Origin of the sequence: Tolypothrix bouteillei VB521301 (assembly GCF_000760695.4) — a bacterium.
Classification (GTDB): domain Bacteria; phylum Cyanobacteriota; class Cyanobacteriia; order Cyanobacteriales; family Nostocaceae; genus Scytonema; species Scytonema bouteillei_A.
Genome location: NZ_JHEG04000001.1, coordinates 4551261 through 4564425, shown reverse-complemented (window position 1 = coordinate 4564425; position 13165 = coordinate 4551261). Strand labels below are relative to the sequence as shown.

Annotated in this window: 12 protein-coding genes; 11 read left to right on the top strand and 1 reads right to left on the bottom strand. The window is 41.3% G+C overall.

Annotated elements, in window-relative coordinates; translation table 11 throughout:
* The first annotated feature begins 51 nt into the window (after positions 1-51).
* Positions 52-1425, top strand: coding sequence for an ATP-binding protein (locus HC643_RS18255; RefSeq protein WP_038085053.1), 1374 nt, complete (start codon positions 52-54; stop codon positions 1423-1425).
* A 479-nt stretch (positions 1426-1904) separates the two neighbouring features.
* Positions 1905-2213 (top strand): NIL domain-containing protein, encoded by a 309-nt coding sequence (locus tag HC643_RS18250; RefSeq protein ID WP_038085051.1) that lies wholly within the window; start codon positions 1905-1907, stop codon positions 2211-2213.
* 71 nt (positions 2214-2284) lie between these two features.
* On the opposite strand, the gene HC643_RS18245 is transcribed toward HC643_RS18250, so the two are convergent.
* Positions 2285-2932, bottom strand: a complete 648-nt coding sequence (locus HC643_RS18245) for a response regulator transcription factor (protein WP_017740397.1) — start codon at positions 2930-2932, stop codon at positions 2285-2287.
* 979 nt (positions 2933-3911) lie between these two features.
* On the opposite strand from HC643_RS18245, the gene groES reads away from it, so the two are divergent.
* From groES to HC643_RS18200, 9 genes are all read left to right on the top strand, one after another.
* Positions 3912-4223 carry a co-chaperone GroES gene (gene groES, locus HC643_RS18240; RefSeq protein ID WP_038085046.1) on the top strand — a complete coding sequence of 104 codons (312 nt, stop codon included), beginning with the start codon at positions 3912-3914 and terminating at the stop codon, positions 4221-4223.
* A gap of 121 nt (positions 4224-4344) precedes the next feature.
* Complete coding sequence (gene groL, locus HC643_RS18235) at positions 4345-5985, top strand: chaperonin GroEL (RefSeq protein WP_038085044.1); 1641 nt, start codon at positions 4345-4347, stop codon at positions 5983-5985.
* A gap of 564 nt (positions 5986-6549) precedes the next feature.
* Positions 6550-7470 (top strand): SPL family radical SAM protein, encoded by a 921-nt coding sequence (locus tag HC643_RS18230; protein ID WP_038085041.1) that lies wholly within the window; start codon positions 6550-6552, stop codon positions 7468-7470.
* A complete protein-coding gene (locus HC643_RS18225) occupies positions 7463-8773 on the top strand; it encodes a ferritin family protein (protein ID WP_038085039.1) in 1311 nt (436 codons plus the stop codon). Before HC643_RS18230 ends, HC643_RS18225 begins: the two co-directional genes overlap by 8 nt.
* 8 nt (positions 8774-8781) lie before the next feature.
* Positions 8782-9669, top strand: coding sequence for an urease accessory protein UreD (locus HC643_RS18220; RefSeq protein ID WP_038085037.1), 888 nt, complete (start codon positions 8782-8784; stop codon positions 9667-9669).
* Between the two features lie 51 nt (positions 9670-9720).
* A complete protein-coding gene (gene ureA, locus HC643_RS18215) occupies positions 9721-10023 on the top strand; it encodes an urease subunit gamma (RefSeq protein ID WP_038085035.1) in 303 nt (100 codons plus the stop codon).
* Between the two features lie 35 nt (positions 10024-10058).
* The gene (locus HC643_RS18210; protein ID WP_038085032.1) at positions 10059-10370 is read left to right on the top strand and encodes an urease subunit beta; all 312 of its coding nucleotides are present in this window, start codon (positions 10059-10061) and stop codon (positions 10368-10370) included.
* Between the two features lie 65 nt (positions 10371-10435).
* Positions 10436-12148: an urease subunit alpha gene (gene ureC, locus HC643_RS18205; protein WP_038085030.1), complete on the top strand. Its 1713-nt coding sequence runs from the start codon at positions 10436-10438 to the stop codon at positions 12146-12148.
* Positions 12149-12193: 45 nt separating this feature from the next.
* Complete coding sequence (locus HC643_RS18200) at positions 12194-13138, top strand: RpnC/YadD family protein (protein WP_038085028.1); 945 nt, start codon at positions 12194-12196, stop codon at positions 13136-13138.
* Positions 13139-13165 lie beyond the last annotated feature (27 nt).

Genomic DNA, 13165 nt, shown 5'->3' with positions numbered 1-13165 from the left:
ATCACAACTTTATCGTGATAAAAATCACAGATAAAGAAGAGGAGAGGCGATATGAGTTTGCCAGCAGAAGCACTCACCCAAGTGTCTGCCAAAGTTTTACCTTTAACTTCAAGGAGAAGTAAGGGACAAACTATACAAGAGGTTGCATCTGTTCTACCTGCCAACACACCTGCGGTCAAACTTCTACTGATTGACGATCAGTTGATAGTGAGTCAAGCAGTCCATAGAATCCTGACAGAAGAAGCAGATATTTCCTTTCACTATGTTAGCGATCCAACTCAAGCTATCCAAACAGCAATGGAAATCTCTCCAACAGTGATTCTGCTGGATTTAGTCATGCCCGAAATGGATGGATTGATGTTGCTGCGTTGGTTTCGGTCTCACTCAGCCACTCGCGATATTCCCATCATCATGCTTTCTAGTAAAGAAGAACCGGAACTCAAAGCAGAAGCCTTTGCTCAAGGGGCAAACGATTATCTCATTAAATTGCCTGATGCCGTAGAGCTTATAGCCCGCATCCGCTACCATTCAAAAGCTTACAATAATCTTAAAGCACTCACAAATGCAACGTTAACCGCTCAACTTCAAGCACAGCAATTAGAGCATACCTTAAAGGAATTACAAAAAACTCAAGTTCAACTGATTCAGACAGAGAAAATGTCTGGCTTGGGGCGCATGGTTGCAGGGGTCGCACATGAAATTAATAATCCTGTAAATTTTATTTATGGTAATTTTGATTATTTAGAAAATTATGTTTATTCTTTATTAAATTTAATTAAACTGTATCAACAAGAATATCCCCAACCATCTTCTAAAATTCAAGAGGAATTCACAGCTATTAATCTTGATTTTATGATAGAAGATTTGTGTAAAATGATTTCTTCCATGAAATTTGGAACTGAACGTATACGTGAAATTGTTCTTTCCTTGAGAAACTTTTCCCGACTCGATCAAGCTGAGAAAAAACGGGTCAATATTCATGAAGGGATTGAAAGCACGTTATTAATTTTGAATCATCGTATTAAACAAGGAATCGAAATTGTTAAACACTTTGACGATCTGCCTTTGATTGAGTGTTATCCAGCACAACTCAATCAAGTGTTTATGAATATTATTAGTAATGCTATTGATGCGTTACAAGAGGTAAAAGAAGAAGCACAAAAACAAATTGTTATTAAAACAGAAACAATAAATGATAAGTTCATCCGAGTGACAATTAAAGATAATGGACCGGGAATAGATTCTAAAATACAAAATAAAATTTTTGAACCTTTTTTTACAACCAAGCCTGTCAATCAGGGGACTGGTTTGGGATTAGCCATTAGCTATCAAATTATTCAAAAGCATTCTGGAAATGTGGATGTGAGATCCGACTTGGGTAAAGGTACGGAATTTGTTATTGAAATTCCTGTTTTACAAGACTAGCAAGCGGCGATCGCTACGAAATTAGGTACATTGAGTTGAGGAATGAAACCTAAGAGGATGTTTGAGAAGTATAAATATCTTGATTCTGTCGTGCTTGGTGGGATTTAGAGATGTCTCCGAGTACGCGATGTCTACCAAAACTTGCCGAACCTCTGCTAACAGACTTTGCTAGAAATCCGATTTCTTAAGGAAGTCAAGCATCTAAACTACTATAAAAAATTCAAACCAAAAGAGAAAATTGGTTTTTAAAAACCGCTAGGATAGCACAATTTAGAGAATTTTCTCTGGTCAATCAATTTTATAAAAAACCCTATTCTGATAAATAAACAATACTTTTTGAAACAATCGTTAAATAGAACCGGGGATTGTGTTAAAAAGATTAATATTGCTGGATTTGATAGGGGTAAAAAAATTTTGACCGTCCAACTCCTATCAAATCGTTTTCAAGGGAAATCTACTATTTTCAAGGGAAATCTACTATGGCTCTTTTGGTCAAACAGGGTAAATCTACCAATAATTTCCGAGACAACAGACGCACTGAAACTCGCGTTACGGTTTACATTCCCAAAGATATGCACGAACAGCCCGTTATTTCCAAGCTGATCTCTCACAGCGGAGTTACGGTTAATATCGCTACCGCACAACTCCTTGGGGATGTACCGCAGAAAGGCTGTCTTGATTTGGAACTCCGAGGAACAGTTTTCCAAATTGCTAGTGCCTTAACCTATCTGGATGAACTGAACTTAGAAATTAAGCATAAGGCAGTTGTCGGTCAAGACGGTTGGTAACTCTAGCACAGTTGAGATTTTGAATTTTGGATTTTGGATTCTTAATCTAAAATCCAAAATCTCAAATTTCGTTACGCCATTTGGTTTTCGATCGCCCACCGTGCTAATTCGGTGCGGTTGTGGAGATTGGTTTTGCCCAACATATTAGACACGTGGCTTTCGACTGTGCGCTGACTGACATTTAATTCTTCAGCGATTTCGCGGTTAGCTAAGCCTCGCGCCACAAATTGAACAACTTTCAGTTCGGTAGGGGTCAGCTGTACGTCAAAGGGAACTTGGATACGAGAACCGTTTTCCCCTCCTTTTGCTTGGTGTTCTTTCCAGCGAATGGTCTGCTTCAGAGAAGATTCTACCTGTGCTACGAGTTCCTCTGGCTCAAAAGGCTTGACCATGTATACATCAGCACCTTTATTCAGACCTTTTACTCGGTCTGCGCTTTGTCCCTTAGCTGAAAGGAAGAGAACGGGAATCCAACTGGTGCGTTCGTTTTGCCGGACTTGTTCTACAAAAGTGTACCCGTCCATCTCCGGCATCATCACGTCACAAATGATCATGTCTGGAATATCCTGCTCCAAAATTTCCAGTGCTTCGCGACCATTTTCGGCAGTGATGACTTCATAACCCCGGAATTCCAAATAATCCTTCACCAGCAAAATGAGGTTGGGGTCATCATCAATTAATAGAAGTCGTTTGTGATCTTTCATGCTGGGTTCTTTCATAGCAGTGGCACTTGTCGCGCTTGATCCATCAAGGTCTTGAATAATAATCCTCTCCGGTGTAATAGGTTGGTGTTGTACTTTTTCCTACTTAACTTGCCTTTGTTTAGTGGAAGTCTCAAAAGTGGAAAATGACTTTTGACGAACTACTGTACCAATGGCAAAGTAAGCGTGAGGATACTTAGAGCAGTAGTAATCATAATGCGTTATTATATATCGCTTTGAATGGTGCGGGCTAAAAAACACCTAATAAATAATAATTATTCAGAATAACCAACTAAGTGTTACTCCCAAGATGCTCCCAGAAAATAAGCTACCGCACATTCACTACTACGTACTACTTTGTCATATCCTTGAGGATATGAAGCTCTTACAATAAGTTCACCAGAACTATTAGAGAAGTATCGGGTAAAGGATAGATCAAAAAAGCATATTCTTTTACTGTATTTTGCTTTCTTGTATAGTCCGCATAATTACGTCAGGGTTCGCTGTGTTATACCACAGTTTATCCGAGTAATCCTCTATTATCAGTCTAAACCAAAAAACTTGCAAGAAGCTTGGTTTTTGCTCTGTATGGGCATTTAGTCACTGTCCGATCGCCAATCTTAAAATGTATCGCTGTGATTTTTGACAGTCTTAATGTTTCTACAGAATTACCTAGAGGTTTTTGTTGCTGGTGGTGGCTTGTTGGTTTGTGGTATTCGATCGCTGGATTCAATCACTGTATTGTTACTCAAATCGTGGCTCCTGATTACTGTTCTATATCAATTTCCCAGCTTTGCAAACCAATTTGCCTATATACCAATATTCGCTCTCTACCGAAAAAAACCTGAAAGTTCTGAATAATTGAGTATTAGTACTTAAACAAATCTCCAAAAGCAAAGTTCGGAAACCCGTACAACAAAAAATGTTGCCATATCATGCCACCTTTCGGTACATTAGCACTCAGGAGTCGAGAGTGCTAATAAGTTGAGAACACGGTATGGCAGCAGTATCTCTTAGCGTTTCTACAGTAAAACCTCTAGGTGAACGCGTATTCGTCAAGGTCAGCGCATCAGAAGAAAAGACCGCAGGTGGTCTGTACTTACCCGACACTGCAAAAGAGAAGCCCCAAGTAGGGGAAGTCGTTGCAGTTGGTGATGGCAAACTCAAAGATGACGGTAGCCGTCAGGCATTGGACGTTAAAGTAGGAGACAAAGTCCTCTACTCCAAATACGCCGGTACTGACATCAGATTGGGTACAGACGAGTATGTACTGCTTTCTGAAAAAGACATTCTAGCAATTGTGAGCTAAAAGCTAATGGCTAATAGCTAATGGCTAATAGCCAATGGTAAGAGAACAATTAGCTTTTTAGCAATTAGCAACTAGCTTTTATCAATCGCGAAATAACTAAAGTAGAGAATCGTTGACAACTATGGCAAAGCGCATTATATACAACGAAAACGCTCGTCGTGCATTAGAAAGAGGCATGGACATTTTGGCTGAGGCGGTAGCTGTTACCCTCGGTCCCAAAGGTCGCAACGTAGTGTTAGAGAAGAAATTTGGCGCACCACAAATCATTAATGACGGTGTGACCATCGCTAAAGAAATTGAATTAGAAGACCACGTAGAAAACACTGGCGTATCTCTAATTCGCCAAGCAGCATCCAAAACTAACGATGCTGCAGGTGACGGTACCACTACTGCGACCGTTCTGGCTCACGCAATTGTTAAAGAAGGCTTGCGTAACGTTGCTGCAGGTGCAAACGCCATTCTGCTCAAGCGTGGTATTGATAAAGCAACTAGCTTCCTAGTGGACAAAATCAAAGAACACGCTCGTCCCGTAGAAGATTCCAAAGCTATTGCTCAAGTCGGTTCAATCTCTGCTGGTAACGACGAAGAAGTCGGTAAGATGATTGCCGAAGCAATGGATAAAGTCGGTAAAGAAGGCGTGATTTCCTTGGAAGAAGGAAAATCCATGACTACCGAACTGGAAATCACCGAAGGGATGCGCTTTGACAAAGGCTACATCTCTCCTTACTTCGCAACCGATCCCGAACGGATGGAAGCAGTATTCGATGAGCCTTTCATCTTGTTGACCGACAAGAAAATTGCTTTAGTCCAAGACCTCGTACCCGTTCTAGAGCAAGTTGCGCGTGCAGGTCGTCCTTTAGTCATCATCGCTGAAGACATTGAGAAAGAAGCACTAGCAACCTTGGTTGTTAACCGCCTGCGTGGTGTACTCAACGTAGCAGCTGTGAAAGCACCTGGATTTGGCGATCGCCGCAAAGCTATGCTGGAAGACATCGCCATCCTGACCGGCGGTCAAGTCATCACTGAAGACGCTGGTTTGAAGTTGGATAACACCAAACTAGATTCTTTAGGTAAAGCACGCCGCATCACCATTACCAAAGACAACTCCACTATTGTTGCTGAAGGTAACGAAGCTGCAGTTAAAGCTCGTATCGATCAGATTCGCCGTCAAATTGAAGAAACTGAATCTTCTTACGACAAAGAGAAACTGCAAGAGCGTTTAGCTAAATTAGCAGGTGGCGTTGCCGTTGTGAAAGTAGGCGCTGCTACCGAAACCGAAATGAAGGACAAAAAGCTGCGCTTGGAAGACGCTATCAACGCGACCAAAGCAGCAGTTGAAGAAGGTATCGTTCCTGGTGGTGGTACAACACTCGCTCACCTTGCTCCTCAGCTTGAAGAATGGGCAAATGGCAACCTCAAGGGTGAAGAGTTGACTGGTGCGTTAATTGTTTCTCGTGCTTTGACAGCTCCTCTGAAGCGCATTGCTGAAAACGCAGGTCAGAACGGTGCTGTTATTGCTGAGCGCGTGAAAGAGAAAGATTTCAACATCGGTTTTGATGCTGCTAAAAACGAGTTTGTAAACTTGTTAGATGCTGGTATCGTTGACCCAGCTAAAGTAACTCGTTCCGCGCTGCAAAACGCTGCATCCATTGCTGGTATGGTATTGACCACCGAATGTATCGTAGTTGATAAGCCCGAACCTAAAGATGGTGCTCCTGCTGGCGCTGGCGCTGGTATGGGTGGTGGCGACTTCGATTACTAAGATTTTTTCTAGGTGGGCGAAAGCCCATCTTTGATAAAACAGCTGCTTCTGTAAGGAGGCGGCTGTTTTTTTTGCTTCAGAGACGCACAGGAGCATAAAGAAAGAGGAGAGAGATCGTAATTTTGAGCGAATAGAATTCGCTACTATACACACAAAGTCCGCCTGCGCGGACTTAGAAGCAATTAATATCTTGAAACATTAATCTTAAAACGCCCCATGGTGTGTCTCTACATCATTACTTTAAGGAAAACCTATATAAGGTGCATTATGGTTATTAATACACCTAAAGATAGCGATCAAAAGGTACACCTGGTATTTACAACATTAATGACGACCAACCAGTCGAAGTACGAGTGTAGTTACCTGCTTATGCTCGTTGGCTGGGTGCTCAACTACCTATTTAAGTTTTATAAAGTATTGGGCGAATAGAATTCGCTACTATACACACAAAGTCCGCCTGCGCGGACTTAGAAGCAATTAATATCTTGAAACATTAATCTTAAGACGCCCCATTGTGTGTCTCTACATCATTTTTTAAAGAAAACCTATATAAGAGGTCTACAAATGCCGAAACCACGGTATGAAGGGTATTGTATAAACAATCCTACACAACTAGCAAAAGAAAAATTTGGCGAGATTAATATTTATGCCCAAAATGCCAAATCTTTACTGAATAAAGCAACTGGTTTTATTGCAGCTTATGATTTTACTTTAAATCCTTACAAAGGTTGTCAATACGGATGTAGTTACTGTTATGCTGCTGCCTTTAGCCCCAATCCCGAAATGCGCCAAAGCTGGGGAAAATGGGTGATTGTTAAAGATAATTCCGTGGCAATCTTAGAAAAAGAACTAGAAGCATGGTACCGAAAAAATCCTAATAAACCTCCTAGTATTTACATGAGTAGTGTGACAGATCCCTATCAACCTATTGAGTCTAAATATGAATTAACTCGTAGATTGTTAGAAGTTATGCTCGAATACTGTCCGACACTGGTTATTCAAACCCGCAGTCCCATGATTACCAGAGATATTGATATTTTACAAAGATTCAAACGATTGCGGATTAATATGAGCATTCCTACAGGAAGTGAGTCGGTTAGAAAAGATTTTGAACCTCGTTCGCCCAGTATTCAAGCTAGACTTAATGCCGTTTTAAAAATCCATCAGAATATCGATCCTTTAAAAGGTTTTGTCCCTAAACTTTCTGTCACAATTACCCCTCTACTTCCCACATTACCTGTTGATGAAGATAATTTTATTGCCAAGCTCAATATTGTAGATAGAGTTGTCATTCAAGATTTTCACCCAAGCAATAGTCGCTCGCTTGTGGCTTCTACCCGCCTAGAAGCTGAAGAAATTAAGCGAAAATACGCTTGGTGGTACGAGAATGAGAATGTAAACTATATGAGATTTAAGGAAAAATTAGTTTGTCAACTTCCTGGTGTAGAAATTAAGGAAGGTAAAGTAGGGTTTGGGTATGAATAAAAAGATTGTCAATTGGTGGAGAAGCCAGAAGTTTAAACTGGCTTTGCAACAAGGCAATAAGCGTCTTGCAGTACAGTTATTGGAAGAAATTCAAGCATCAGGTGCAAAATTATCATGGCTGGAAAAGCTATTTAGAGATCGACTTCAATCTGAAAGTTATTTGCAGCAGTCTAAAAGGGAGACAGCAAATTTAAGAGCTAAACTTAACGAAGCATTTCAACACTCGGAAAAAGCAGATTTCAAGCAGATAGAACGCAGTATATTAACTTTCGAGCGAGAATTTGTTGATTATCTAAACAAAGTTTTTCAGATCGTACAACATGATGAAAATAAAATTCAATGTACTGGTTTAGACGAACGGGTATTTCACGATCTTGAAGTTCAGCTAGTTGAATATCTCAGAGAAGAGTTCAGCAAGGTATCTGAAAATAAACTCTTAATCAAATTGGAAGATGCTCTTGAAGATATTAACTGCTTAAAAAATGGGAAAGACCCAAGTTATAGCTTGAGTCTGACCCCACACGTTTATTTTATGAAGTATTTTTTAGAAAATGTTTATTGCGTTTACTTGGCTTGGTTTTTCGTCTATCAAGCTGGCTTACTACCAACTAACATTAAAATCCTAGATATTGCAGCAGGTCCTGCAACTGTCGCTTATGGTCTAGCCTTATTTCTCCAAAGTGCTAGTGAGGTTTTTCAAATTCCATCCATGCATATATCTTACTACTCTTTAGAGAAACAAGATGCCTTCCAATTTCGAGGGCTTCAGTTTTGGAGACGGTACATAGAGGCTCGAAAAACTCCGGTAAATGCCTACTTCCGTTTTGTGACAGATGACCTCTTAACTTGGAATGCATCATCTAGCAATATACCGCAAGATTTTTTTGATTTTACAGTCATTTCTCATTGTTTTTTTAGCGATAGTGAAAAAAATCATCAAACTAAAAATCTTTATAACAAAATCATTTCTAATAGTTTAAAAAGTGAAGGTTATGCAATTTTAATCATTCAGGACAAAAAGTTATTTAAGATGTACCAAACAAAACAAAGTGAAGACCACGAACAAGAAAAAAGGTTGGTGAAAAACTTTATAGACGATCTGGGTTTAGAGCTAGTGTGGTATAAGTATTTAACATCAACAGATTTGAGAACTCCTCTAGGAGGTGTGGAATTTATAAAATACGCTAAAGAAAAATTACCCAAACAATCGCATATGATTTCACTGCTGCGCCAGTATTTTGGTCAGAAGTATGAGTCAAATTATGTATTAGATGATTATATTATATTGGCAAAAAAAGCATAAATCATTTAGTGAATCAACTTAATTATCCAACCACAACACAAACTGTAAATGGGTGGCATGGCAAACTAGACTTGGTGTATGCTCAACGCCAAGGTACAACAGCACTTATTTACAATCAAAATCAAGCACCACTGAAAGTTCAGCGCCCATTTTATCCAGAAGGACAAGAAATTTGTCATAGTGTGGTTTTGCATACGGCTGGGGGTGTTGTAGGTGGAGATCGCCTCTCGTGCAAAGTCCATCTCCAACCCAAAGCCCAAGCACTGATTACAACAGCCGCAGCAAGTAAAATTTATCGAAGTAACGGAGCACAAGCAAGACAAAATATAGAGATCCAAATCGATGCGGGTGCTTGTTTGGAGTGGCTACCGCAAGAAACAATCATTTTTAACGGTGCGATATATCGACAAGATGTGCGGGTAGAATTATCTGCGGCTGCTAACTGGATGGGTTGGGAAATTACGCGATTTGGAAGGAGTGCAAGAGGGGAAAAATTTTACACGGGAGAGTGGCGATCGCATACAGAAGTTTGGCAGATGGGAGTCCCTTTATGGATTGACAGGCAATGGTTACCGGGTCGTGAAGACGTTTTTCACAGCCCTCATGGATTGGCAGGGCAGCCAGTAACTGGTAGTCTTGTATACATTGGGCAAGAAGTTTCTCACGAATTGGTACACAAAGCACGTTCCCTTTTCTTATCTTCTACAGCCCCCAACCCCTCATTCTCCATTCCCTCTCCCCAAGTTGGCGTGACTCGTCTGTCATGTGGATTATTGTGTCGATACCGTGGTTCTGGAACAACGGAGGTGAGAAACTGGTTTACGTCTGTCTGGCAATTGCTGCGTCAATCTGTGTTGGCTCGTGGTAGTTGTATACCCCGAGTTTGGTTTGTTTGAACCGCAGAGGCGCACCAGAGCGCAGAGTCAAGGAAACAAGAGAGGTAAGAGATGCAACTTACACCGCAGGAGAAGGATAAGTTATTAATTTTTACTGCTGCGCTGTTAGCGGAAAGGCGTAAGGCTAGAGGGTTGAAGTTGAATTATCCAGAAGCAATAGCTTTTATTTCTGCTGCTATTTTAGAAGGGGCGAGGGATGGGCAAACAGTCGCAGAATTAATGAGTTATGGTACAACTCTGTTATCACGAGATGATGTGATGGAAGGTGTTCCAGAGATGATTCATGACGTGCAAGTGGAAGCAACTTTTCCTGATGGGACAAAGTTGGTAACAGTTCACAATCCGATAAGATAAGTATCACGCACTCGACACAAAGGCGCTAAGAAATTATGATTCCAGGGGAAGTGATTGCAGGAGCAGGGGAAATTGAACTGAATGCGGGTCGTCCTACTGTAAGATTGCGAGTGTCCAATACAGGAGATAGACCGATACAAGTTGGTTCCCACTTCCACTTTTACGAAGTGAATGCTGCATTGAGTTTCGAGAGGGAACAAGCGCGGGGAATGCGTCTTGATATTCCTGCAGGAACAGCAGTTCGCTTTGAACCAGGTGATGACAAAGAAGTCTCGTTAGTCTCCTTAGTTGGGAGCCGTCAAGTCTATGGTTTCAACGCCAAAATTAACGGACAACTTGACGCTTAAAAACCCTCTTTCATTCGCGTTCATCTGCAATTCAATATTTTTGAGGATTTAACATGAGTTACAGAATGGATCGTCGCGCCTATGCAGAAACCTTTGGTCCGACAGTGGGCGATCGCATCCGATTGGCTGACACGGAATTACTGATCGAAGTAGAACGAGACCTAACAACTTACGGCGATGAAGTCAAGTTTGGTGGCGGGAAAGTTATCCGTGATGGGATGGGACAATCACCCATTTCTAACGCTGATGGTGCAGTAGATTTAGTTATTACGAACGCTTTGATTCTTGATTGGTGGGGAATTGTCAAGGCAGATATTGGCATTAAAGATGGCAAGATATTCAAAATTGGTAAAGCAGGAAATCCTTATATTCAAGATAATGTAGATATTATTATTGGTCCTGGAACGGAAGCACTGGCTGGAGAAGGGATGATTCTAACAGCTGGAGGGATCGACACTCACATTCATTTTATTTGTCCCCAACAGATTGAAGTCGCGATCGCATCCGGTATCACCACAATGATTGGTGGTGGAACCGGTCCTGCTACGGGTACAAACGCAACCACTTGTACTCCCGGACCTTGGAATATGTATCGGATGCTGCAAGCTGCTGATGCTTTTCCAGTGAACCTGGGGTTTTTAGGTAAAGGGAATACCAGCCAACCCCAAGGATTGGTGGAACAAGTGCAAGCAGGTGCGATCGCTTTAAAGCTGCATGAAGATTGGGGAACAACTCCCGCAGCGATTGATACTTGTCTCAGTGTTGCTGATGAGTACGACGTGCAAGTTGCGATTCATACCGATACCCTGAACGAGGCGGGATTTGTCGAAGATACGATCGCTGCTTTTAAGAATCGTGTTATCCACACTTATCATACCGAAGGTGCTGGAGGGGGACACGCGCCAGACATCATTAAAGTGTGTGGGGAAGTCAATGTCCTACCATCTTCCACCAATCCCACACGTCCTTACACCGTCAATACCTTGGACGAACACCTTGATATGTTGATGGTTTGCCATCACCTCGATCCAGCGATCGCTGAGGATGTGGCTTTTGCTGAATCGCGCATTCGTCGGGAAACAATTGCTGCTGAGGACATTCTGCACGACTTGGGCGCATTTAGCATGATTTCCTCTGATTCCCAAGCAATGGGACGGGTAGGAGAAGTGATTATTCGTACATGGCAAACAGCCCATAAGATGAAAGTACAACGGGGAGAACTCAACCCAATTGCTGGTATACAAGAAGAACAAAGGGCGGATAATTTTAGAGCTAAGAGATATGTTGCAAAATATACTATAAATCCAGCAATAACTCACGGTATTGCTCAGTATGTGGGATCGGTAGAAGAGGGAAAGCTAGCCGATTTGTGTTTGTGGCGTCCTGCATTTTTTGGTGTCAAGCCAGAGATAGTCATCAAAGGGGGAGCGATCGCGTGGGCGCAAATGGGTGATGCTAATGCGAGTATTCCCACTCCTCAACCAGTGCATATGCGTCCCATGTTTGGCAGTTTTGCAGGTGCGCGTCATGCTACGTCTTTCACATTTGTTTCTCAAGTTGCATTAGATAGGGAGATTAAGAGCCAATTGGGTTTGAACAAGCAAGTTGTTGCTGTTTCCGGGATACGCCAGTTGAGCAAGCGAGATATGAAATTAAATGATGCGTTACCACATATTGAGGTCGATCCAGAAACCTATGAAGTGAGGGCGGATGGCGAATTGTTGATATGCGAACCAGCAACGGTTTTGCCAATGGCTCAACGGTATTTTTTGTTTTGAATGAGTAAGTTGGAAACATACAAATAGAGCTTTATTGACAATTTCATGACCGAACAGCGCACTGATTACGATAGTCCTTGGAAAGACATTATTGAAAGATTTTTTCCTCGCTTTTTAGAATTCTTTTTCCCTGATGCTTACGCTGTTATTGATTGGACTCGACCTTTTGAATTTTTGGACACAGAACTGCAACAGCTAGAACCAGATGCAGAAATTGGTAAGCGACTTGTAGATAAAGTTGCCAAGGTTTGGCTAATTGATGGGGAAAAGGCTTGGATATTGATTCATATCGAAGTTCAAGGACAATACGACCGTCAATTTGCCCAACGAATGTACATCTATAACTACCGTTTGTTTGACCGCCACAAACAGAAAGTTATCAGTTTAGCAGTTTTGGCTGATGAAGAAGCTTCTTGGCGACCTTCAAGTTACGGGTACGCCTTAGCTGGATGTCGCGTGAGTCTGGAGTTTCCTGTCGTAAAACTTTTGGACTATGAGGCGCAATGGCAAATTTTAGAACAAAGCACTAATCCCTTTAGTGTAGTTGTCATGGCACATTTAAAAACAAAAGCAACACACAGCAACCCAGAAAATCGGCTAAAGTGGAAATTGAACATAGTCAAAGAATTATTTGAACGGGGATATAGTCGGGAAGATGTTCTAGATTTATTTCGGTTTATTGATTGGATAATGGTGTTACCAGAAGAGTTGGTACGTAGTTTTAAACAAGAAGTGAGAAGTTACGAGGAGGCTCAAAGAATGCGGTATATAACAAGTGTTGAACGTTTGGCAAAAGAAGAAAAAACAAGAGAGCATATAATTAAAATCATTCAAACGCGATTTGAAGTGGTTCCTGAAGCAGTTGTGGACGGTGTTAATAGAATCAACGATCCGTCTCTATTAGAAAACCTTTTTACAAGCGCTATTACCATTGGTTCTTTAGAAGAATTCCAACACCTTATTAACGAAAGTACCTCTGGAGCAAGTTAGAAATTGAACGTACTAAGTACTTCATCT

What these genes read in the sequence shown, in the direction of transcription:
- HC643_RS18230 (WP_038085041.1), top strand. Translation starts at nt 6,550, where the DNA reads ATGCCGAAACCACGGTATGAAGGGTATTGTATAAACAATCCTACACAA.
- HC643_RS18210 (WP_038085032.1), top strand. Translation starts at nt 10,059, where the DNA reads ATGATTCCAGGGGAAGTGATTGCAGGAGCAGGGGAAATTGAACTGAAT.
- HC643_RS18245 (WP_017740397.1), bottom strand. Translation starts at nt 2,932, where the DNA reads ATGAAAGAACCCAGCATGAAAGATCACAAACGACTTCTATTAATTGAT.
- groL (WP_038085044.1), top strand. Translation starts at nt 4,345, where the DNA reads ATGGCAAAGCGCATTATATACAACGAAAACGCTCGTCGTGCATTAGAA.
- groES (WP_038085046.1), top strand. Translation starts at nt 3,912, where the DNA reads ATGGCAGCAGTATCTCTTAGCGTTTCTACAGTAAAACCTCTAGGTGAA.
- HC643_RS18255 (WP_038085053.1), top strand. Translation starts at nt 52, where the DNA reads ATGAGTTTGCCAGCAGAAGCACTCACCCAAGTGTCTGCCAAAGTTTTA.
- HC643_RS18200 (WP_038085028.1), top strand. Translation starts at nt 12,194, where the DNA reads ATGACCGAACAGCGCACTGATTACGATAGTCCTTGGAAAGACATTATT.
- ureA (WP_038085035.1), top strand. Translation starts at nt 9,721, where the DNA reads ATGCAACTTACACCGCAGGAGAAGGATAAGTTATTAATTTTTACTGCT.
- HC643_RS18250 (WP_038085051.1), top strand. Translation starts at nt 1,905, where the DNA reads ATGGCTCTTTTGGTCAAACAGGGTAAATCTACCAATAATTTCCGAGAC.
- ureC (WP_038085030.1), top strand. Translation starts at nt 10,436, where the DNA reads ATGGATCGTCGCGCCTATGCAGAAACCTTTGGTCCGACAGTGGGCGAT.
- HC643_RS18225 (WP_038085039.1), top strand. Translation starts at nt 7,463, where the DNA reads ATGAATAAAAAGATTGTCAATTGGTGGAGAAGCCAGAAGTTTAAACTG.